Origin of the sequence: Paraburkholderia terricola (assembly GCF_003330825.1) — a bacterium.
Lineage (GTDB): Bacteria > Pseudomonadota > Gammaproteobacteria > Burkholderiales > Burkholderiaceae > Paraburkholderia > Paraburkholderia terricola.
In genome coordinates this window covers 1,337,829-1,358,482 of record NZ_CP024941.1, presented here as the reverse complement: position 1 = coordinate 1,358,482, position 20,654 = coordinate 1,337,829, and the positions used below count along the sequence as shown (strand labels likewise).

Sequence of the window (20,654 nt, the reverse complement as noted above, 5' to 3'; positions counted from 1 at the left end):
GCGCGACGAGCCGGTCAGAACAGCGTTGCAGCGCGCGCAAACGTGGACAGGATAAACCACGTGATGCGCCGCCGGGGAAACCGGCGGCGGGTGATGAAGGAGTGACGCAGGAGTAATCAGGCGGGAATCGGGCGAAGATCGGGCTCGAATCGGGCTCGAATCGCGTGGGGCTCAAACGGCGGCGGCGTCACCGCCTTCGGTGCCGCGTTTCGACGAAAGACGCCTGGCGATTCGCACGAACGCGAGCCAGTGCTGCGCCCAGAATCCGTCGCCATAGCGGCGGCCGTCGAGTTGATCGGCGATGCCGGTCGGCTCCATGTCGCGGCTCCACGAGGCGCTGCGAAACAGCATGTCCCACCAGGGGAACAGCACCCCGAAGTTGCAACCGTATTTCAGCCCTTCATGGCCATAACCCATCGCATGGTGACGGCGATGGAAAGTCGGACTCACCAGCAGGCGCTCGCCGAGCCAGCCGAAATACAGGCGGATATTCGCGTGCTGCACGCTCTGCGCGAGATTCGTGATGGCGACCAGCACGACGAATTGCGACGGCGGCACGCCGATCACCAGCGCGATCATCGCAAAGAACGACGCCTGCAGCAGATCGTCGAGCAGATGATTGCGGTCGTCGGCCCACAGCGACATCTGCTGCTGGCTGTGATGCACCGCGTGCAGTTCCCACCACACGCCGACCCGGTGCTGCCAGCGGTGATACCAGTAACCCGCGAAGTCGAGCGCGAGCAGGTACATGACGAACGTGACGAGCGGCTGCGTGGTGACGCCGGGCCACAGATTGTCGAATTCGATATTCGCGATGTTGTGCAGCCGCAACCAGGCCTGCACGTTGTCGAAAAGCGGCTGCAGCGCGAAGAAAAAGAACAGGTTGAGAATGCCGAGCTTGGCGATCCACGTATAGATCACGTCGACGCGCACCGCCTTGCGGTTTTGCCACTGCTCCACCGGCCGCAGCGCCTCGAGCGGCCGCAGCACCGCGTACATGGCCAGCACCTCGAACACGCCCACGATCAGCCAGTACAGGCTGTCGTAAGTGTCTTCGTCGTAATCCATCAGATCGAAGCGGAACAGCAGCGGCTGCACCACGTCGACGTACAGCAGCGTCTGCACGGCGGAGACGAAGCTGTCGAGCGAAGAGAAGATGAGATGGAACATGGTGCTGGCCGGTTACTTCATTCTAGCGGCTGTTCAGGCGCCGTTCGGCGCCGTGACCGGCGCGCGATTGAAGAAATAGATGCCGTGCGGCGAACGGCCGACGGCAATCGTCTGGACCAGCTTGCGCGTGGTCAGGTCGATCACGCCGACGTGCTTCGCGAAGCGGAACGTCACCCACAGATAGCGTTTGTCGGCGGAAAGCTCCATGTCGTCCGGTCCAGGCAGCAAACCGCCAATGTCGCCGACGTTCGTGAGCGTGTCCTCGTCGAGAATGCTGATCGTGCTCGCAACCCGGTTCGACACCGCGACGTGCTTGCCGTCGGCCAGCGACCGGAAGTTGTGCGCGCCCTTGCCCGTCTGGATGGTCTTGACGATCTTCTGGTTGCGCCAGTCCACCACCGCGACGTAATCCGCGCCGGTCATGCCGATCAGCAGGTACTTCTCGCCCGGCGTCATCCATAGCCCGGCCGGCACCTTGCCGACCTTCATCTTCCATTTGACGGTTTGCGTGGCCAGATCGATCGCGGCCAGTTCGCCCGAGACCTGCAGCGTGACGAACACGGTCTTGCTGTCGTTGGTGAACGCCATGTGGCTCGGCATGACCGCGAGCGGCAGGCGCGACGCCAGCGTCATCTGTTTGTTCTGGTTGTCGTAGTGATAGATGTCGAGCCTGTCCAGACGCAGCCCGGTGGTGACGAGCCATTTGCGGTCGGGCGAAAAACCGATCTGATAAGGATCCTCGATGTTTTCGACCCAGCGCTGCACCTGGCCCGACTTCGGATCGACGAACATCAGATTGTTCGATACCGAATTGGCGACGATCAGCGATGAACTGTCCGGCGTGACCATCAGGTGATGCGGTTCCTTGCCGGTGGGCACCGTGCCGACGACCTGGCGGCTGGTCTCGTCGATGAGGCTCAGCGTGGCTTCGCCGGAATTGAGCACGATCACGTTGTTGGCGTGAGCCGCCGGGGAAAACAGGCCTGCGGCGGCAACCAGCGCCGCGCCCGCGGCGAACGTGGCAGTCAAGCCGGGAAGGAAAAATTTGCGCATGAAAACTCACTTCGGAGAACGGCTGTCATTGTAGAACGTTTGCCGCGGCCAGCGGTTGACGTGGATCGGGTATCCAGCGCGCGAAAAAACAGGGGCGCGATTGACTCCGATGATCGCGCCTCGAACGGCCTGGCGCAGCGGGTTCGTGCTCCTTGCGACGCGCGGAAAATGGATCCGCGGCTGAAACGTCGAGTCTTGATTTGCTCATACAACTCAAGAAATATCCAAATAAAATAATCCATTTATAAGAATAATTTCTTCAATTCCTTATTTCCTCTATTTTAGATTTTTCAAGTTAAGAGGCATCAATATAAAGCGATTTTTCCGGGCCAATTTCAGATTTACCTGACATCGCTTGCGCAGCGCCAGATTGGACAATCCCGCCGCTACATCGCCCACACAGCCAATCCCTGTGGACGAATGAGCGTGACGCGGGTGTTTCGTGCACGCAAAAAACGCCGAAGACGCTGACTCATGAAAGCCAAGGTCCGCGGGTTATTTTTTGCACGATTTATTCAGGTGATGAAGTCTTCTCCATTAACACGCGCCCATGCGCCGTCCACGCAAGCAATACCCGGAGACTCGTAAAAGATGAACAGGAAGAACCCATTGGTTTGCTGTGAAGCACCCCACACGCGGCTGGCGGCGCCGGAACCTGCGATATCGGGCGAAAAGCGAACCGCGGCCATGCGCAGGAAGCGCATCGCGCAAGCGGTGCTGGTCGCGGCAGCGTTGGCGGGCGCGGCATCGGCGGCGCATGCGACGATCTACTTCACGGCCAGCCCGAACGATCCGGCCACCGATACGGACGCGAGCGCGACCAAAACCGGCGCGCTGGCGGCAGGTATCGGGGCGAGCGCAGACGGCACCCGCTCACTGGCGGCAGGTCTCACTGCGCAAGCGCTCGACGACGCCACGATTGCAATAGGCGCGGAGGCTATCGCCGGGGGCAGCGGCTCGATTGCGACTGGCTTCCAGGCACTTACCGTGCAAGAAAATTCAATCGCAACGGGTACGCACGCCAGAGCGACGGGCAAGGGTTCCGTCGCCGTGGGCGCCACGTCGGAGGCAATGGGCGATATGTCCACGGCACTCGGCTTTGGAGCGCATACCACGGGCTCCGCCGCGTTCGCCGGCGGCAGATCGGCGAACGCCGCATCCAACTTTGCCGTCGCGATCGGGTATGAGGCCAGCGTGGACGTCGGCAGTGCGGGCTCAATGGCATTGGGTGCGGGCGCGCTAGCGCGTGGCGGCTATGCGAGCGCTTTTGGCGCCGCGGCCGCGGCCATCGCGAACTCAGCCGTCGCGATCGGCTACATGGCCACGGCCACCTCCATCGATAGTGTCGCATTGGGCGCCAGGTCCACCACGACGGCGGACCCCGCTCTGCCCGGTTACCAACCGACCGGCAACGGCGCGACGGACATCGAGGCCCCCAAGGCGATCGCCGAGGTGTCCATCGGTTCGGCGGCGAACGAGCGCCGCTTAACGAACGTCGCGGCGGGCACGGCGGGGACCGATGCCGTCAACGTCAGCCAGTTGAAGGCGGTCGACGGCAAAGTCGAGGCCGTCGCGCAAAATGGCACGCTGCACTATTTCAAGGCAGACGGCACGGCCACCGGTTCTGACGACGCCGTCGCGAACGGCACGAATGCGGTCGCGGCAGGCGTCAGCGCGGCTGCGACGGCTGAGAACGCGGTCGCAGTCGGCATGAGCGCCACTGCTGGCGGCGTGGGTTCGACCGCGCTCGGCGCAAGCGCCGTCGCCAATACCGCGGGCTCCACGTCGATCGGCGCGTCGTCCTTCGCCGACAGCAACGGCGCGACCGCGCTCGGCGCGTATTCGAGCGTTATCGGCGCCGGCGGCGTCGCACTGGGCTACATGGCGAGCGCCAGCGCCGACAACTCCGTCGCCATCGGCCAGGGCTCCATCGCCGACCGGGTCAATACGGTCTCCGTGGGCAGCGCCGGCAACGAACGCCAGATCGCCAACGTCGCGGCCGGCACGGCCGACACCGACGCGGTCAACGTCGCCCAGTTGAAAGCGGTCAGCGACGAAGGCGCCGCCACCGCCGCGAAGCTCGAGGGCGCCGTCATGTACGACACCGACGGAACCAGCATCAACAGGAACAGCATCACGCTCGGCGATCCGTCAAGCGGCGGCACCGTCATCCGCAACGTGGCGGCAGGCGTGGATGCCACCGATGCGGTCAACGTCAGCCAGTTGCAGGCGGCGAGCGAGAACGCGTCTCGCTATTTCAAGGCGAATGGCGCCAATGACGGCACCGACGACGCCTCCGCTAGCGGCGAGCAGGCGGTCGCCATGGGCAGCGGCGCGCTGGCGTCGGGTCAAGCCAGCTTGGCCGCGGGCACGGGCTCAGCGGCAAGCGGCGATTTCAGCACGGCGGTCGGCGGCCTCGCTACGGCTCAGGAGGAAGGCTCGACGGCATTCGGCTATCAGGCGAGCGCTGCGGCAACCAACACAGCCGCGTTCGGCTACCAGGCGAGCGCCACGGCTGAGAATGCCGCCGCATTCGGCAATCAGGCGAGCGCCAACGCCGTCAACGCCGTCGCACTGGGCCAGGGCTCCGTCGCCGACCGCGCCAACACCGTCTCCGTCGGTTCCGCCGGCAACGAACGCCAGATCGCCAACGTCGCGGCCGGCACGGCCGACACCGACGCGGTCAACGTCGCCCAGTTGAAAGCGGTCAGCGATCAGGGCGCCGCCACCACGGCGAAGCTCGACGGCGCCGTCATGTACGACACGAACGAGGACGGCAGCGTCGACAACAGCAGCATCACGCTCGGCGATGCGTCGGCCGGCGGCACCGTCATCCACAACGTCGCGAACGGCGTGGACGCCACCGACGCGGTCAACGTCAGCCAGTTGAATACGGCCATCAGCGGCGCTGTCAGCGACATCGTCAACCACGTCGTGATCAACGCGGCCAATCCGTTCTTCAGCGCGGAAGGCGATCGCGATGCCGAAGGCGCCGTGTCGTCGGGCGCGCATTCACTGGCGTCGGGCGCGAGCGCGCAGGCCACCGCCGCGAACGCGGTCGCGATCGGCGCAAACGCCGTCGCGAGCGCGACCAACGCCACCGCCTTGGGCGCGACCGCCAACGCCAGCGCCACTAACGCCACTGCTGTCGGCGCGGGCGCCAACGCCAGCGCCGAGAACTCGGTCGCGTTAGGCCAGGGTTCGGTCGCGGACCGGGCAAATACGGTATCGGTCGGCGCGGCCGGGCAGGAGCGTCAGATCACCAACGTCGCAGCCGGCGTGCAAGGCACCGACGCGGTCAACGTCAATCAGTTGCAGCAGAGCGTCGGCGGCGCCCTCAGCCAGGCGAACCGCTATACCGACGACCAGATCCGCTCCGCCCGCCGTGATTCGTACGGCGGCACGGCGTCCGCCATGGCGATGGCCGGCTTGCCGCAGGCGGTCTTGCCGGGTCGCGGCATGGTCGCGATGGCGGGCGGCACGTATGCCGGCCAGTCGGCGTTGGCCCTCGGCGTCTCGCAACTGTCGGAAACGGGCAAGTGGGTCTACAAGGTGCAAGGCACGACCGACTCGCGCGGCCAGTTCGGCGCGGCGATCGGCGCCGGCATGCACTGGTAAGCCTGAATTCGCGGGGCCGGCTCGCATCGAGCCGGTCATCGCGACGGTTTAAGCGTTGTCGTCCCGGGCGCGCAACAACAAGCCTCGCGCCCTTCGCGCGATGTCGTTCTCAAAAGGAGCGCCATCGCGCGTTTTTTAAGCCAAAGCCTGGCGGCATACTCGCAAGCCGCCCGCATCGAGCGACTGCGAGCCGCCCCATCAGCGCTGCATCGACTCCCACACTTTGTACAGACGCTTCACCGAAACCGGCATCGGCGTGCGCAACTCCTGCGCGAACAGGGAAACGCGCAGCTCCTCCAACAGCCAGCGGAACTCCGACAAGCGCGGGTCCAGCACGCCGCCGCGTTGCGCGACCGCGCGCTGATAGTTCTGCCACAACGGCTGAAACTCGGCGAACTGCCGGGCCTCGCGCGCGGGATCGGCCTTCAGTTTGTCGACGCGCAGCGCGATCCCCTTCAGATAGCGCGGAAAATGCGCCAACTGCGGATACGGCGTATCGACCACGAAGCGCTTGCCGATCAGTCCATCGAGCTGATTCAGCATGTCGGCGTGCGCGGCCGTGAACGACTTCGCCTGCACCAGTTTCTTGGTCACGCCCGCATATTCACCAAGGATCTGCCCCACTAGCCGCGAAATTTCCTGCGCCAATAAGGTGAGCCGGCTGCGGCCCTCGTCGCGGCGCGTATGAAAACTCACGTCGTCGTCAGGCAGCGGCTCTTGCAGACAGGCGCGGTCGAGCGCGGTGTCGATCAGCTGATCGCGCAACTCCTCCTGGGTGCCGCGCGGCATGAACAGCATCGCCATCTCACGCAAGCCAGGCAGATTCTTTTCCAGATACTTGATCGGCTCCTTCAACTGCAACGCGAACAGACGCCGCAAACCCGCGCGATGAATCCGCGCGGCTTCGTCCGGCGAATCGAACACCTCGACGTCGCAGTGCGCGCCGCGATCCACCAGCGCGGGATAGCCGAACAGGGTCTGCCCGCCACGGCGAATCTCGAGCAACTCGGGGAGCTTGCCGAAATTCCACGTCGTCAGTTTTTCGTAGAGCGCGGTGCCTTGCGCGCCGCCAGGCTGCGCGGTTTGGGGACCGCTCACCGCCGCGCCCTTGCCTCGCTGTGCGCCGCCGCCCGGCGAACCGGCGGCGCCTGCGGAAGCGGCTACCGGCGAAGCGCTCGCGACACCGCCACCGCCCGCCCCCGCCAACGCCGCCCCGGCCGCGCTCGACGCGATCTTCTGAAAATGCTGCTGCGCCTGCCCGCCGAGTTCGGCGCGCAGTTGCGACAGATTGCGTCCCATCGCGAGCTGCCGCCCATGTTCGTCGATAACCTTGAAGTTCATGAACAGATGCGGCGGCAGCGTTTCCAGTTTGAAGTCCGACTGCTTCATCGCGACCTGGGTCTGCTCGCGAATATCCGCGATCAGCGATTCGAGCAAACCGCCCGCGCCGAAGCGCGGCCCGCCGTGCCGTTCGACGAAACCCGCCGCGTACTCCGGCACCGGCACGCAATGACGGCGCAGCTTCTGCGGCAAGGACTTCAGCAGCAGTTGCGTCTTCTCCTTCAGCATGCCCGGCACGAGCCACTCGCAGCGCCGTGCGTCGACCTGGTTCAGCGCGTAGAGCGGCACCGCGAGCGTCACGCCGTCGCGCGGCGAACCCGGCTCGAAGTGATAGGTGAGCGTCATCTCGACGCCCGCCATCGTCATGCGCTTCGGGAACAGATCGGTCGTCACGCCGGCGGCTTCATGCCGCATCAGATCGTCGCGCGACAGATACAGCAGGCGCAGCTTCTCTTCAGGCTGGCCGCTCTTTTTCACCTCGTCGCGATACCAGCGCTCGAACGACGCGCCGGTGTAAATGCCCTTCGGCAACGCCTGATCGTAGAAGGCGAAAATCAGTTCGTCGTCGACCAGCACGTCCTGACGGCGCGACTTGTGCTCCAGTTGCTCGATGTCGGCGAGCAGCTTGCGGTTGTGCGCGAAGAACGCGAGCTTCGTATCGAACTCGCCTTCGACCAGCGCGCCGCGAATGAACAGCTCCCGCGCGCGCGCCGGGTCCTGCTTGCCGAAGCTCACGCGCCGCCGGTGATAGATCGGCAGCCCGTACAGCACCGCCCGCTCGAACGCCGACACCTGCGCCGCGCGCTTCTCCCAATGCGGCTCGGAGAGCGATTTCTTCAGCAGATGCGCGCCGATCTTCTCGATCCATTCGGGCTCGATCTTCGCGATGCAGCGCGCGTACAAACGGCTCGTCTCGACCAGTTCGGCGGCCATCGCCCACTTGCCCGCCTTCTTCACCAGCGCCGAGCCCGGCCACAAGTAAAACTTGATGCCGCGCGCGCCGAGGTAATACGGTTCGTCGTCGGCTTTCAGGCCGATGTTGCCGAGCAGGCCGGTCAGCAGCGCAAGGTGGATCTGCTCGAAGGTCGCCTCCGCTTCGTTCAGACGCCAGCCGTGCTCGCGCACCACCGTCAATAGTTGCGAATGCACGTCGCGCCATTCGCGCAGCCGCAGTTGCGACAGGAAGTTCTTGCGGCACTCGTCCTGCAACTGCCGGTTCGACTTCTTGTGCGCGATCGCTTCCTCGAACCAGTTCCAGATTTTCAGCCACTGCAGGAATTCGGAGCGTTCGTCGGCGAACCGGCGATGCGCCTGGTCGGCTTGCTCCTGCGCCTCGATGGGCCGGTCGCGCGGGTCCTGCACGGACAGCGCGCTCGCGATGATCAGCACTTCCTTCAACGCCTGCTGATCGCGCGCGGCCAGAATCATCCGGCCCACGCGCGGATCGAGCGGCAAGCGCGCGAGTTCGCGGCCGAGCGGCGTGAGGTCGTTATCGTCATCGACCGCGCCCAGTTCATTGAGCAGTTGATAACCGTCGGCGATCGCGCGGCCCGGCGGCGGTTCGATGAACGGGAAGGTTTCGATCGCCGTGAGATGCAGCGACTTCATCCGCAGAATCACCGAGGCCAGCGACGAACGCAAAATCTCCGGATCGGTGAAGCGCACGCGGCCCTGATAATCGCTTTCCTCGTACAGCCGAATGCAGATGCCGTCCGCAACGCGGCCGCAGCGCCCGGCCCGCTGATTGGCGGCGGCCTGCGAAATCGACTCGACCTGCAACTGCTCGACCTTGTTGCGATACGAGTAGCGCTTCACGCGCGCGAGGCCGGAGTCGACCACATAGCGAATGCCCGGCACCGTCAGCGAGGTTTCGGCGACGTTGGTGGCGAGCACGATGCGGCGCGCGTTCGAGGTGCGGAACACGCGCTCCTGTTCGGCGGCGGAAAGCCGCGCGAACAGCGGCAGGATTTCGGTGTGCGGCGGATGGTGCTTGCGCAGCGCCTCGGCGGCGTCGCGGATTTCGCGCTCGCCGGGCAGGAACACCAGCACGTCGCCGGGGCCTTCGCGGCAGAGTTCGTCGACGGCGTCGACGATCGCTTCCATCAGATCGCGATCGCGGTCCTTGCCAAATTCCCGTTGAGTTTTCGGCCTGTCACGCGATTCGCGCGACGACGGCGCCGGGGACGTGCCTTCCGCCGCCTTCACCGCCGGGCTGTCTTCCGCCACCGGCCGATAGCGCACCTCGACCGGATACAGACGCCCGCTCACTTCGATCACCGGCGCGAGCTTCTCCTCGCTGCCGAAGTGGCGCGCGAAGCGGTCCGCGTCGATGGTGGCCGAGGTCACGATCAGCTTCAGATCCGGGCGCCTGACGAGGATTTCCTTCAGATAGCCGAGCAGAAAATCGATGTTCAGGCTGCGCTCGTGCGCTTCGTCGATGATCAGCGTGTCATACGCCTTGAGCAGCGGGTCGGTTTGCGTTTCGGCGAGCAGAATGCCGTCGGTCATCAGCTTGACCGACGCGCCCGGCGACAGGTTGTCCGTGAAGCGCACCTTGTAGCCGACCACTTCGCCGAACGGCGTGCCGAGTTCCTCGGCAATGCGGCGGCCCGTCGCCGACGCGGCGATCCGGCGCGGCTGCGTGTGGCCGATCAGACCGGCGCCGCCCGCGCCCAGACCGCGCCCCAACGCGAGGCAGATCTTCGGCAACTGGGTGGTTTTGCCGGAGCCGGTCTCGCCGGAGACGATCACCACCTGATTCCGCGCGATGGCCTTGGCGATCTCGTCGCGGCGGGCGGAGACCGGCAGCGCCTCGGGGAAGGTGATCGGCGGAATCGGGTTGGGTTCGACGATACGCTGAGCGCGCGGCGCACGTGGCTCGCGCGGCGGCTTGCTTTTCTGCGCCGACACCGGCGCGCCTTCCGTCGCACGCCGCGGCTCGCGCGCCGGTTTTGGCGTGGGCGGCGCATCGCTACGCTTCGCGTCGCCGGCATTCATCTGATCGGCGGCCGGCGCCGCATTCTCGTTCGCCGCAGCGGGACTTTTGGGTACATTCGACATGGGGGCGCATTATAATCCCCGGCATGAATTCCCAAACCGACCTCGTCCCCGCGCCCGCGAGCGCTCCGGCCCCCGCCGGAGCAACGGAAAACCTCGCACAGCATGCGCAATTCGTCGACTGGATGCGCTCCGTCGCCCCGTATATCCACGCGTTCCGAAACAAGACGTTCGTCGTCGGTTTCGGTGGCGAGGTGGTGCATCAGGGGCTCCTGAATGCGCTCGTGTCCGACATCGCGCTGCTGCAGGCCATGGGCATCCAGATCGTTCTGGTGCACGGCTCGCGACCGCAGGTCGAAGAGCAGATGAGTTTGCACGGAGTGGAGTCTGAATTTTCGCACGGCATGCGCATCACCGACGCGCGCGCGCTCGAATCGGCGAAAGAAGCGGCCGGCGAAGTACGTCTGGACATCGAGGCCGCGATCAGCCAGGGCTTGCCGAACACGCCGATGGCGCACGCGCACATCAGCGTGGTGTCGGGCAACTTCGTGACGGCGCGGCCGGTCGGCATTCTGGACGGCGTCGATTTCGCCCACACCGGCGTGGTGCGCAAGATCGACGCGGATTCGATCCGCCATTCGCTCGCGAGCCGCAAGCTGGTGCTGCTCTCGCCGCTCGGCTTCTCGCCTACCGGCGAGGCCTTCAACCTGGCGATGGAAGACGTCGCGTCGGCCGCCGCGATCGCGCTGCGCGCCGACAAGATCGTGTTCCTGACCGAAACGCCGGGCCTGATGCAAGCCGGCGAGGAAGGCGCCGAACTGATCCGCGAACTGTCGCTCGACGACGCCTACAAGCTGCATGAAAGCGGCGAAGTCACCGGCGACGCGGGCTTTTATCTGAAGCATTCGATTCGCGCCTGCCGCGGCGGCGTGGCGCGCGCGCACATCATCCCGTACGCGCTCGACGGCAGCCTGCTGCTCGAACTGTTCCTGCACGACGGCGTGGGCACGATGATCTCGTACGAGAACCTCGAAAGCCTGCGCGAAGCCACGCCGGACGACGTCGGCGGCATTCTCGCGCTGATCGAGCCGCTGGAATCGGACGGCACGCTGGTGCGGCGCGGACGTCACCAGATCGAACGCGACATCGACCATTTCTCGGTGATCGAGCACGATGGCGTGCTGTTCGGCTGCGCGGCGCTGTATCCGTACACGCAGGAGCGCATCGGCGAAATGGCGTGCCTGACGGTTGCGCCCGAGGCACAAGGCACCGGCGACGGCGAGCGGCTCCTGAAGCGCATCGAGCAACGCGCGCGGGCGCGCGGCCTCACGCGCATTTTCGTGCTCACCACGCGCACCGAGCACTGGTTCCTCAAGCGCGGCTTCGTCAAGGTGACCGTCGACGACCTGCCCGAAGACCGCCGCAGACTCTATAACTGGCAGCGCAAATCGCTCGTGCTGATGAAACAGCTCTGAACGGCCCCATATACAGCGCCTGCCCGCCCCACATTCGATTACAGGAGAAGCACAGCATGACTCGTATGGTTCAATGCGCGAAGCTCGGCAAGGAAGCCGAAGGTCTCGATTTCCCGCCGCTGCCGGGCGAACTCGGCAAGCGGATCTACGAAAGCATCTCGAAGGAAGCCTGGCAGGCGTGGTTGAAGCAGCAAACCATGCTGATCAATGAAAACCGGCTGAACATGGCCGATCCGCGCGCGCGCCAGTATCTGATGAAGCAGACCGAAAAGTTCTTTTTCGGAGAAGGCGCGGATACGGCGCAGGGTTATGTGCCGCCCTCGGCGGAGTGAGTTTTCGCGTTTTGCCGGCGTTTTTGCGCCGCTGAAAAATCCGCGCCGCGTGCGCGGATTTTTTTGTGCCGGCGGCGACGTTGCTACGACGGGACGGCCGCAGTCCCTTCCAGCGCGATGATCCGCGTCCTCGCGCATGTTTCGCGGATCGCCTTGAGAGGGGCGTACTCGGGCGACTCATACCAAGCCATCAACGAAGCCATATCCGGAAACTCGATGATGACGAGACGATGCGGCTGCCAATCGCCTTCGAGAATTTTCGTCAGTCCGCCACGGCCCAGATATTTGCCGCCATAGCGCGCCTCGGTAGCGGGCACTTCTCGTTTGTACTCTTCGAAAACGGCGGGGTTGGTGACATCGACATCGGCAATCAGATAGGCGGTCATGGCGCAATCCTTTTCGCGGTGTCGTCCCACCGCCGACTGTGACCCATCCATTGTAGTCGGCAAGGACAGCAGTCATTTTTAGCTTTACCCTGTCGCAGTTTTCCCCCACTCCATCTCACTACGGAACCAACCAGCGGTCCGCGCCGCCGGCTTCCCGAACGCCCTCGCTCGACGCCCCGCGAGCCCAAGGTTTGCGCGATCCTCTGTCATCGTGCTATCATGTTCATCGTTCCAACAGCATTTCACCTCATTAACGTTTCTTTTCATTGTGGCGCGCAGTGCGTGTGCCATGTTGAAATCGAACAGTTTTTATACAAGAAGGCTTGTCGGTCGTTTTCCTGCCTGAGGTTCCCTCGCGTTTCCCCAGCGGCGAATAAAGCACCGGCCTTTTTCGTTTCAAGCCTTCCAGCGGCGCCTGGGCCAGCTTTCGGCCAACCCAGCGTCCTCATGCACCTGCCCCCCTTCCACGGCCACGCAGGTGCAACAGTCAGCACGATCCAGACGAGTGTTTTTCGCGAATCATCCGCGAGGCACGGGCGTTGTGTTTTTGCGCCCCGCTTCTTCGTTCCTTGCGACGAGGCATACGCCATCGCGGGTTTCGTGAAACGCACTTTTCCAGCAACCGTGGCGGAACGTTCATGCGCATCATGAGTTTCGTCGCAGTCATCGGAGTTTTAACCTTGACCGCTTCCAGCAACGGCTTCTGGCGACACCACAAAGAAGAACAACGCCTCTCTCTGGACGACATCACCGTCGTCGACAAATCACTCCTCAAGCGGGCCGTCGGCGCAACGGCGCTCGGCAACGCGATGGAATGGTTCGATTTCGGCGTGTACAGCTACATCGCCGTCACGCTCGGCAAGGTGTTCTTCCCGTCGTCGAGTTCGTCCGCGCAGTTGATCGCCACCTTCGGCACGTTCGCCGCGGCGTTTCTCGTGCGGCCGGTCGGCGGCATGGTGTTCGGGCCGCTGGGCGACCGCATCGGCCGTCAGCGCGTGCTGGCGATGACCATGATCATGATGGCGCTCGGCACCTTCGCGATCGGCCTGATTCCGAGCTACGCGACGATCGGCATTTTCGCGCCGGTGCTGTTGCTGGTCGCGCGCCTCGTGCAGGGCTTCTCGACCGGCGGCGAATACGGCGGCGCAGCCACCTTCATCGCCGAATTCTCGACGGACAAGCGGCGCGGCTTCATGGGCAGCTTCCTGGAGTTCGGCACGCTGATCGGCTACGTGCTCGGCGCGGGGACGGTTGCCGTGCTGACCGCGGCGCTGTCGAACGAAGCGCTGCTGTCGTGGGGCTGGCGCGTGCCGTTCCTGATCGCGGGTCCGCTGGGTCTGGTGGGTCTGTACATCCGGATGAAGCTGGAGGAAACGCCCGCGTTCAAAAAGCAGGCGGAGCAACGCGAAGCCGAGGACAAGTCGCTGCCGAAGCAATCGTTTCGCGAGCTGCTCGCGCAGCAATGGAAGCCGCTTCTGCTGTGCGTGGGCCTCGTGCTGATCTTCAACGTGACCGATTACATGGCGCTGTCGTATCTGCCGAGCTATCTGTCGGCCACGCTGCACTTCAACGAAACGCACGGTCTCTTCCTCGTGCTGCTCGCGATGGTGCTGATGATGCCGATGACGCTCGCCGCCGGCCGTCTGTCCGACGCGATCGGCCGCAAGCCGGTCATGCTGTTCGGTTGCGTGGGGCTGTTCGCGCTGTCGATTCCCGCGCTGCTGTTGATCCGCATGGGCACGGTGCTGCCGGTGTTCGGCGGCCTGATGATTCTCGGCGTGCTGCTGTCGTGCTTTACCGGCGTGATGCCGTCGGCGCTGCCGGCGCTGTTCCCGACCAAAATCCGCTACGGCGCGCTCGCGATCGGCTTCAACATTTCGGTGTCGCTGTTCGGCGGCACGACGCCGCTCGTCGCCGCTTGGCTGGTCGACAGCACCGGCAATCTGATGATGCCCGCGTACTACCTGATGGGCGCGTCGCTGATCGGCATCGTCTCGGTGATCGCGCTGCGCGAAACGGCGCGCAAGCCCCTCCTCGGCTCGGGCCCGTGCGTGGCCACGCATGCGGAAGCGCATGCGGTGCTGCGCGGCGAGCGTGAAGCCGCGGAGATGGACGAAAGTTATGCAGCGGCGGCGACGGCGCGCGCGTGATGCCGGGTTGCGCGCTAGCGCGGTAGTTGAGAACTGATGTGTCAGAACGGGTCGGCAAGTTTGCCGGCCCGTTTTTTTATGTCAGCAGGGAATCGAATCGCGCCGTCGCGTGCGCGCCATCGACGATCAACATGCCGGCCGAAACCGGCAGCTTGAAGCGCCGTGGGCCGGCGCTGCCGGGATTGACGAACAGCACACCGTCGCGTTCGCTGACCGACGGCTTGTGCGAGTGACCGGTGACCACCACGCCGATGCCCTCGCTGTGCGGATCGGCAAGCACATCGGTGATGTCGTGCGCGACGAGAATGGTCACTTGCTGGACGGCGAGCCTGGCGTGCGTCGGCAGCGATGCGGCCCACTCGCCGATGTCGTTGTTGCCGCGCACGGCCGTGACCGGCGCGATCTTCACGAGCGCCTCGAGCACTGCCGGATTGCAGATGTCGCCCGCGTGGATGATCGCGTCGCAGCCGGCGAGATAGCGCAGCGCTTCGGGACGCACGAGGTTGTGCGTGTCGGAGATGAGGCCGACGCGGGTGGAGGAAGCGTTTTTTGTGCGGGCAGTCATGACGCAAGTATCAGTTACGTGGCTCTGTTGTGTTCGCTACGGCTTCGCAGTTGGAAACTGCCGGCACCAGTGCGAGCTTGAGCGCCAGCAACACGCTTACGCTTCCAGCACGTGCTCGATACGCCGGTCGGGCACCAGCCACCACGCCGCGACCAACGTATAGAGCGCCGCCGAGACCCACGGCACGACGAATGCGAGCGCGATGCCCACCAGATTGATGGCCACCGAGACCTTGCCCTTGAAATCGCTGCCGACCGCCTTGGCAAGCGTCGAGTCCCCGCCATGCTCGCGGATCAGCACGCGCGTGAGAATGAAATAGGCGATCGCCGACATGCACAGCACGACGCCGTACATCGCGGTCGGCCACGAGGCCAGATGGCTCTCGCCGATCCAATGCGTGACGGCCGGCATCAGCGACAACCAGAACAGCAGATGGAGATTGGCCCACAACACCGCGCCATTGACCCGCTGCACCGCATGGAACATGTGGTGATGATTGTTCCAGTAGATGCCCACGTAGATGAAGCTCAGCACGTATGCGCAGAACACCGGCAGCATGGGGCGCAGCGCGGCGAGATCGTGGCCTTCCGGCACCTTCAGTTCGAGCACCATGATCGTGATGATGATGGCGATCACACCATCGCTGAAGGCTTCGATGCGTCCCTTGCCCATCGGTCGGTTTCCTGATGATGAATGCGGTTGGGCGCACAGCGTCGCCCGCGTCCCGCGGACGGCTCGCGCCGCCGCCGATTATCGGCGATGCCGCGCCGCTTTGTCGATGCGGGTTCAAACCGCTTGCACACATGCGCGCCGACTCTCGACCGACAACGCATATCTACGGCGCAAGCAACAACGCTCAATCCGCGGCGCCGTCCGGGTAATACACCGCAAGCCACACGCTCGGCTCCGTCTCGCTCGTCCATGCGACCCGATGCCGGCAATGCGCTTCGATCAGCACGTGGTCGCCGGGCTTCATCGGATGCGGCCGCGGTTCGCCCTCGAATTCGAGCGCGGCCGCGCCGCTCAGCAGCACGACCCATTCGGCGCGCGGGCTGTCGTACCAGAAGCCCGGCGGGCTGGCCTGCCCGGTCGATACGATCCGCTCGACGGTCACCCCGCCGCGCTCGACGAGCGCGTCGACTCGTTCGTCCGAGCTTGCCGGCTCACCGTGGTCGAACAGATTGCCGCTGCGGATTGCGCGTTTCATCGCATGGACTCGCTGCTGGTGTTGTTGGTCGATGGTGCTCGTCGATCACACTCGCCGCTCACTTCATCGGCTTCAGTCCGTCGAGCAAGGTCGGCACCAGTTCGCTGATGGTCGGATGAATGTGCATGGCGTACTGCAAGGTCGGATACGGCGCGCCCGCCGTCATGATGTCGATGAAGGTGTGAATCGCTTCGTCGCCTTCAATGCCGTGAATCGCCGCACCGAGAATCCGCTTGCTTTGCGCGTCGACCAGCACCTTCATGAAGCCGTCGGTCTCGCCGCGTTCGCGGGCGCGGCCGACGCGCGACATCGGCAGGGTGGCGATCAACGCGTCGCGGCCCGACTTGCGCACGTCGGCCTCCGAGAGCCCGACGCGCGCGAGCGGCGGATCGACGAACACCGCGTACGCCATGATCCGCGTGTCGACGCTGCGCGCGCCGCCGTCGAGCAGATTGGCCGCCACGATCTGATAGTCGTCGTAGGACGTATGCGTGAACGCGCCGCGCCCGTTCGCGTCGCCGATGGCCCACACGCCCGGCACGCTGGTGCGCAACTGGCCGTCGACGGGAATCGTGCCGTGCTTATCCGTCGCGATGCCGGCGGCGGCGAGGCCGAGGTCGTCGGTATTCGGCTCGCGGCCGGTGGCGAACAGCAGATGCGACGCCTCGAGCGCGGGAACGTTCTGCTCGAAGCCGATGCACACCTCGTTCGCGCGATGCGGATGCGGCTCGACCCGCGAAGGCTGCACGCCGAACCGAAACTCGACGCCTTCGCGCGCCAGCACCTTCTGCACGGATTCGGCGAGATCGGCATCCTCGCGCGTGAGCACGCGCTCGCCGCGCACCAGCACCGTCACGCGGCTACCGAAGCGCCGGAAGATCTGCGCGAATTCGAGCGCGATATAGCTCGCGCCGACGATCACCAGATGACTCGGCAATTCCGTCAGCTCAAGCAGACTGGAGTTGGTGTAGTAACGAATCCGCTCGATGCCTTCGAGCGGCGGCACGACCGCGCGCGTGCCGGTGTTGACGAAGATTTCGTCGGCGTTGAGTTCGTGGAGCAGCGCACCGTCCGGCCCGCTGATGGAAAGCGCATGCGCGCCGGTGAAACGCGCGTGGCCGTTGAAGACCGTCACGTTGTGCGCGCCGCGCAGCCATGTCTCGACGCCGTCGCGCGACTGTCCGATGATCCGGTCCTTGCGCGCTTTCACCGCCGCCAGATCGACGCTAACCGCCCCGCTCACCTGCACGCCCAGTTCCGACGCGTGGCGCGCCACGTGCGCCGCGCGGGCGCTGGCCACATAGGATTTGGTCGGCGTGCAGCCCACGTTCACGCACGTTCCACCGAAGGCCGCGCGTTCGATGACCGCGGTTTTGCGGCCGCTTTGACCGAGACGCACGGCGAGCGGCGCGCCGCCTTGTCCCGTGCCGATCACAACTGCGTCGAAGTGCTGTGGCATGGCAACTCTCCAGAGGCTGGATGCAGGTCGTAGCATCTTACGCCCAGCGCCTGAAGTCGCGTCACCGCTTTACCACTTTACCGCGTTTTCGTTTTTGCGCCGCGAACCGGCACTGCGCGATTCTCCTGTCGCCGCGCTCAGGCGTGGCAATGCGCGGCGCAGATCAATTCGCGCGAGCGTTGCAGCGCGGCCCGCGCGCCGCGCGCCGCCATGACCCAGCCGACCTGGCCGAGATTGAAGTCTTGCGACACCATGACTTGCATGAGGGCGACCATCGGCAAGACCACCGATGGCCGGTAAAGCTGGTTTTTGATCAAGGCTGGCATGACGGCTCCCATCGCACGGGACCGCCGTGGCGCCGCGCTCAACTTCCATTTCGATGGGAGGATTCTAGGGAGAACGACGTCGCGGATAAATACCGCGAACGCGAAGGCACTTGTTTGGGAAACTGAACAATCGGCGCTCCGTGCCGGGAAGCGGCTTGCGCCTGCCCAGCGCCTGCCCACGTGCGCCCGCGCAAGCGGGATAGCGGCGCGAGCCGCCTACGCGCTCATGACACGTTGACCAGCCGCGCCTGCGCGTCGCACAGGCTGCGGGCGTAAGCATTCGCGCCGACCGGCCGGCTATAGAAGTACCCCTGCTGCTTGTCGCACTTGATCGCCCGCAAGAACGCCGCCTGCTCCGCTGTCTCCACGCCTTCCGCCGTCACGTTCATGCCGAGCGAATGCGCCATCGCCACCACCGCCTGGGTAATCGCAATGGAGTCGCGATGATCCGGCAAGCCCGCGACGAACGAACGGTCGATCTTCAGGTTATGCAGCGGAAACCGCTTCAGATACGACAGCGACGAATAGCCGGTGCCGAAGTCGTCGACGGAAATGCGCACGCCGAGCGCGGTCAACGCGTTCAGCATGGGCAGGACCGTATCGGTGTCGCTCATCAAAAGACGTTCGGTGATTTCCAGTTCCAGCGCCGCCGGTTCGAGCCCGGAGCGCGCGAGGCAGCGCTCGATCCGCGCCACCAGACCGTCGTTGAACTGCCGCGGCGACAGATTCACCGCGACGATCAGATCCGGCGCCAGCGTGCGCCGCCATTGCGCGACCTGCTCGCAGGCGCGCGTCAGCACCCAGTCGCCGATCTCGACGATCAGACCCGAGTCCTCGGCCACCGGAATGAATTCCACCGGCGAGACGTTGCCGAGTTCGCTGTTGTACCAGCGCAGCAGCGCTTCCGCGCCGATCGTGCCGCCGTCATGACTGTCGACGATCGGCTGATACACGAGGCTCAGTTCGTCGGCGGCGAGCGCGCGCCGCAACGACTGCTCGATCATGAAGCGGCGTTGCAGGTGCTGATTCAGCTCCGCGGTGAAGAACTGGAAGTTGTTGCGGCCGCGCTGCTTCGCGTGGTACATCGCCGAATCGGCATTGCGCATCAGCGTGGCCACGTCCTGGCCGTCCTCGGGAAACAGGCTGATGCCGATGGAAGCGCCCAGGTAGTACTCGTTGCCCGCCACCGCGAACGGCACCGCGATCATGTCGAGAATGCGGTGCGCGAAGCCGATTAGCTGGCCGCTATTCTCATAAGCGCTGATCACGATCACGAACTCGTCGCCGCCCACGCGCGCGAGCGTGTCGTCGCGGCCGATACAGGCCGAGAGCCGCTGCGCCACGCTGCATAGCAGCGCGTCGCCGGCTTCGTGGCCCGCCGTATCGTTGACTTTCTTGAAGCCGTCGAGATCGACGAACAGCACCGCCACGCTCGCAAGCTCGCCCGTGCCTGCCGACCCGCCCGGCTCGAACAGATCGCGCATGCGCTCGGTCAGATAGGCGCGGTTGTATAGCCCGGTGAGCGGATCGCGGGTGGCGAGAAACTTGAGCTGCCGTTGCGCCTCGCGCACCGGCCCGATGTCGGTGAAGGAAATCAGCACCGAGCCGGGCTCGCTCTCGCCCGGCTTGACGATCGGCACGATGTTCTCCGTGATCCAGACGACATCGCCGTCGACCAGTTCCACCCCGATCGTGACGCCGAGCATCGGCTTGCCGGTCGCCAGCACCTGCACGGTCGGGCGCTCGGCCTCGCTCACCAGCGAGCCGTCCTCGTGATAGGCGCGCACCATCGCGGTTCGGATACTGCGCCCGACGATCTGCGGACCGGTGCGCAGAATGCGCTGCGCGCTCGGATTGCAAGCCAGCACCAGGCCCGAGCGCGACTGCACGACGATGCCCTCGTTCAGATGATCGACCACCATCCGGTGATGTTCCTCGCTGTGCGCGAGGCGCCGCGCCATCGTGTCGTGATGGACGGCGAGGCCGACGCTGCGGCCGATGTCGCGCAGCACCGCCTCTTCCTCCACACTCGGACGGCGCGGCGTGCGGTGATAGACCGCGAATGCGCCCAGCACGACGCCGGCGTCGTTCTCGAACGGCACCGACCAGCACGCCCGCAAACCGAGCGGCAAGGCGAGATGCCGGTAGTTCGCCCACAGCGGATCGGTTTCGATGTCTTCGGCGACCACCAGACGCCGTTCGAACATCGCGGTGCCGCACGAGCCCACTTGCGGGCCGATCTCGACGCCGTCGATCGCCGCGTTGAACTGCGCCGGCAGCGACGGCGCGCCGCCCACTCGCGCGTGCCGGCCGTCCGCGTCCAGCAGAAGGATCGAACAGGACGCACCTCCGCCGAGCAGCGCTTCCGCGCGGCGGCAGACTTCTTCCAGCAATTCCGGCAGCGGCGTGTTGCGGGTGATGAGCCGCAACACGCTGCGCTCGGACGCCAACACCTCCTCGGCCAGATCCGGCCGATGGCAGGCGCCTTCGGGCGTCGCTCCCATCGCGTTCTCTGATGTCGCTTTCCAGCTCATATGTACGCCCCCTAACCGAACATCGGCATTTCAGTGTAGGC

Annotated in this window: 15 protein-coding genes; 4 read left to right on the top strand and 11 right to left on the bottom strand. The window is 65.0% G+C overall.

Translation table 11 applies throughout. The features are described 5' to 3' along the window. Window positions 1–171 precede the first annotated feature (171 nt). The 3 genes from CUJ90_RS06055 to CUJ90_RS33165 all read right to left on the bottom strand — a co-directional run bounded on the left by CUJ90_RS06055 (window position 172) and on the right by CUJ90_RS33165 (window position 2,927). Entirely contained in the window at window positions 172–1,170 is a 999-nt protein-coding gene (locus CUJ90_RS06055; protein WP_114162198.1) for a sterol desaturase family protein, read from the bottom strand. A gap of 33 nt (window positions 1,171–1,203) precedes the next feature. Continuing rightward, entirely contained in the window at window positions 1,204–2,223 is a 1,020-nt protein-coding gene (locus CUJ90_RS06050; protein WP_073427527.1) for a YVTN family beta-propeller repeat protein, read from the bottom strand. Between the two features lie 515 nt (window positions 2,224–2,738). Further along, a complete protein-coding gene (locus CUJ90_RS33165) occupies window positions 2,739–2,927 on the bottom strand; it encodes a hypothetical protein (protein WP_244219982.1) in 189 nt (62 codons plus the stop codon). On the opposite strand from CUJ90_RS33165, the gene CUJ90_RS06045 reads away from it, so the two are divergent. Then, entirely contained in the window at window positions 2,911–5,841 is a 2,931-nt protein-coding gene (locus CUJ90_RS06045) for a YadA family autotransporter adhesin (RefSeq protein ID WP_244219981.1), read from the top strand. The genes CUJ90_RS33165 and CUJ90_RS06045 overlap by 17 nt on opposite strands. A gap of 198 nt (window positions 5,842–6,039) precedes the next feature. Here CUJ90_RS06045 and hrpA read toward each other — a convergent pair whose 3' ends face one another. Then, window positions 6,040–10,242 (bottom strand): ATP-dependent RNA helicase HrpA, encoded by a 4,203-nt coding sequence (gene hrpA, locus CUJ90_RS06040; RefSeq protein WP_114162196.1) that lies wholly within the window; start codon window positions 10,240–10,242, stop codon window positions 6,040–6,042. Between the two features lie 23 nt (window positions 10,243–10,265). Here hrpA and argA point away from each other — a divergent pair, with 23 nt between their 5' ends. Together argA and CUJ90_RS06030 are read left to right on the top strand one after the other, a co-directional pair. Continuing rightward, complete coding sequence (gene argA, locus CUJ90_RS06035; RefSeq protein WP_073427524.1) at window positions 10,266–11,654, top strand: amino-acid N-acetyltransferase; 1,389 nt, start codon at window positions 10,266–10,268, stop codon at window positions 11,652–11,654. A gap of 56 nt (window positions 11,655–11,710) precedes the next feature. Continuing rightward, entirely contained in the window at window positions 11,711–11,986 is a 276-nt protein-coding gene (locus CUJ90_RS06030; protein WP_073427523.1) for an oxidative damage protection protein, read from the top strand. A gap of 83 nt (window positions 11,987–12,069) precedes the next feature. Here CUJ90_RS06030 and CUJ90_RS06025 read toward each other — a convergent pair whose 3' ends face one another. Further along, the gene (locus CUJ90_RS06025) at window positions 12,070–12,372 is read right to left on the bottom strand and encodes a DUF1330 domain-containing protein (protein WP_083083335.1); all 303 of its coding nucleotides are present in this window, start codon (window positions 12,370–12,372) and stop codon (window positions 12,070–12,072) included. Window positions 12,373–13,019: 647 nt separating this feature from the next. Here CUJ90_RS06025 and proP point away from each other — a divergent pair. Next, window positions 13,020–14,522, top strand: a complete 1,503-nt coding sequence (gene proP / locus CUJ90_RS06020) for a glycine betaine/L-proline transporter ProP (protein ID WP_244220009.1) — start codon at window positions 13,020–13,022, stop codon at window positions 14,520–14,522. 76 nt (window positions 14,523–14,598) lie between these two features. On the opposite strand, the gene CUJ90_RS06015 is transcribed toward proP, so the two are convergent. The 6 genes from CUJ90_RS06015 to CUJ90_RS05990 all read right to left on the bottom strand — a co-directional run bounded on the left by CUJ90_RS06015 (window position 14,599) and on the right by CUJ90_RS05990 (window position 20,613). Beyond that, window positions 14,599–15,087: a metallophosphoesterase family protein gene (locus CUJ90_RS06015; RefSeq protein WP_114162195.1), complete on the bottom strand. Its 489-nt coding sequence runs from the start codon at window positions 15,085–15,087 to the stop codon at window positions 14,599–14,601. Between the two features lie 96 nt (window positions 15,088–15,183). After that, a complete protein-coding gene (locus CUJ90_RS06010) occupies window positions 15,184–15,759 on the bottom strand; it encodes a TMEM175 family protein (RefSeq protein ID WP_114162194.1) in 576 nt (191 codons plus the stop codon). Window positions 15,760–15,943: 184 nt separating this feature from the next. After that, window positions 15,944–16,294: a cupin domain-containing protein gene (locus CUJ90_RS06005; protein WP_114162193.1), complete on the bottom strand. Its 351-nt coding sequence runs from the start codon at window positions 16,292–16,294 to the stop codon at window positions 15,944–15,946. 58 nt (window positions 16,295–16,352) lie between these two features. Next, window positions 16,353–17,753: an FAD-containing oxidoreductase gene (locus tag CUJ90_RS06000; protein WP_114162192.1), complete on the bottom strand. Its 1,401-nt coding sequence runs from the start codon at window positions 17,751–17,753 to the stop codon at window positions 16,353–16,355. 137 nt (window positions 17,754–17,890) lie between these two features. Continuing rightward, window positions 17,891–18,079 (bottom strand): hypothetical protein, encoded by a 189-nt coding sequence (locus CUJ90_RS05995; protein ID WP_073427696.1) that lies wholly within the window; start codon window positions 18,077–18,079, stop codon window positions 17,891–17,893. Between the two features lie 224 nt (window positions 18,080–18,303). Next, a complete protein-coding gene (locus CUJ90_RS05990) occupies window positions 18,304–20,613 on the bottom strand; it encodes a putative bifunctional diguanylate cyclase/phosphodiesterase (protein ID WP_114162191.1) in 2,310 nt (769 codons plus the stop codon). Window positions 20,614–20,654 lie beyond the last annotated feature (41 nt).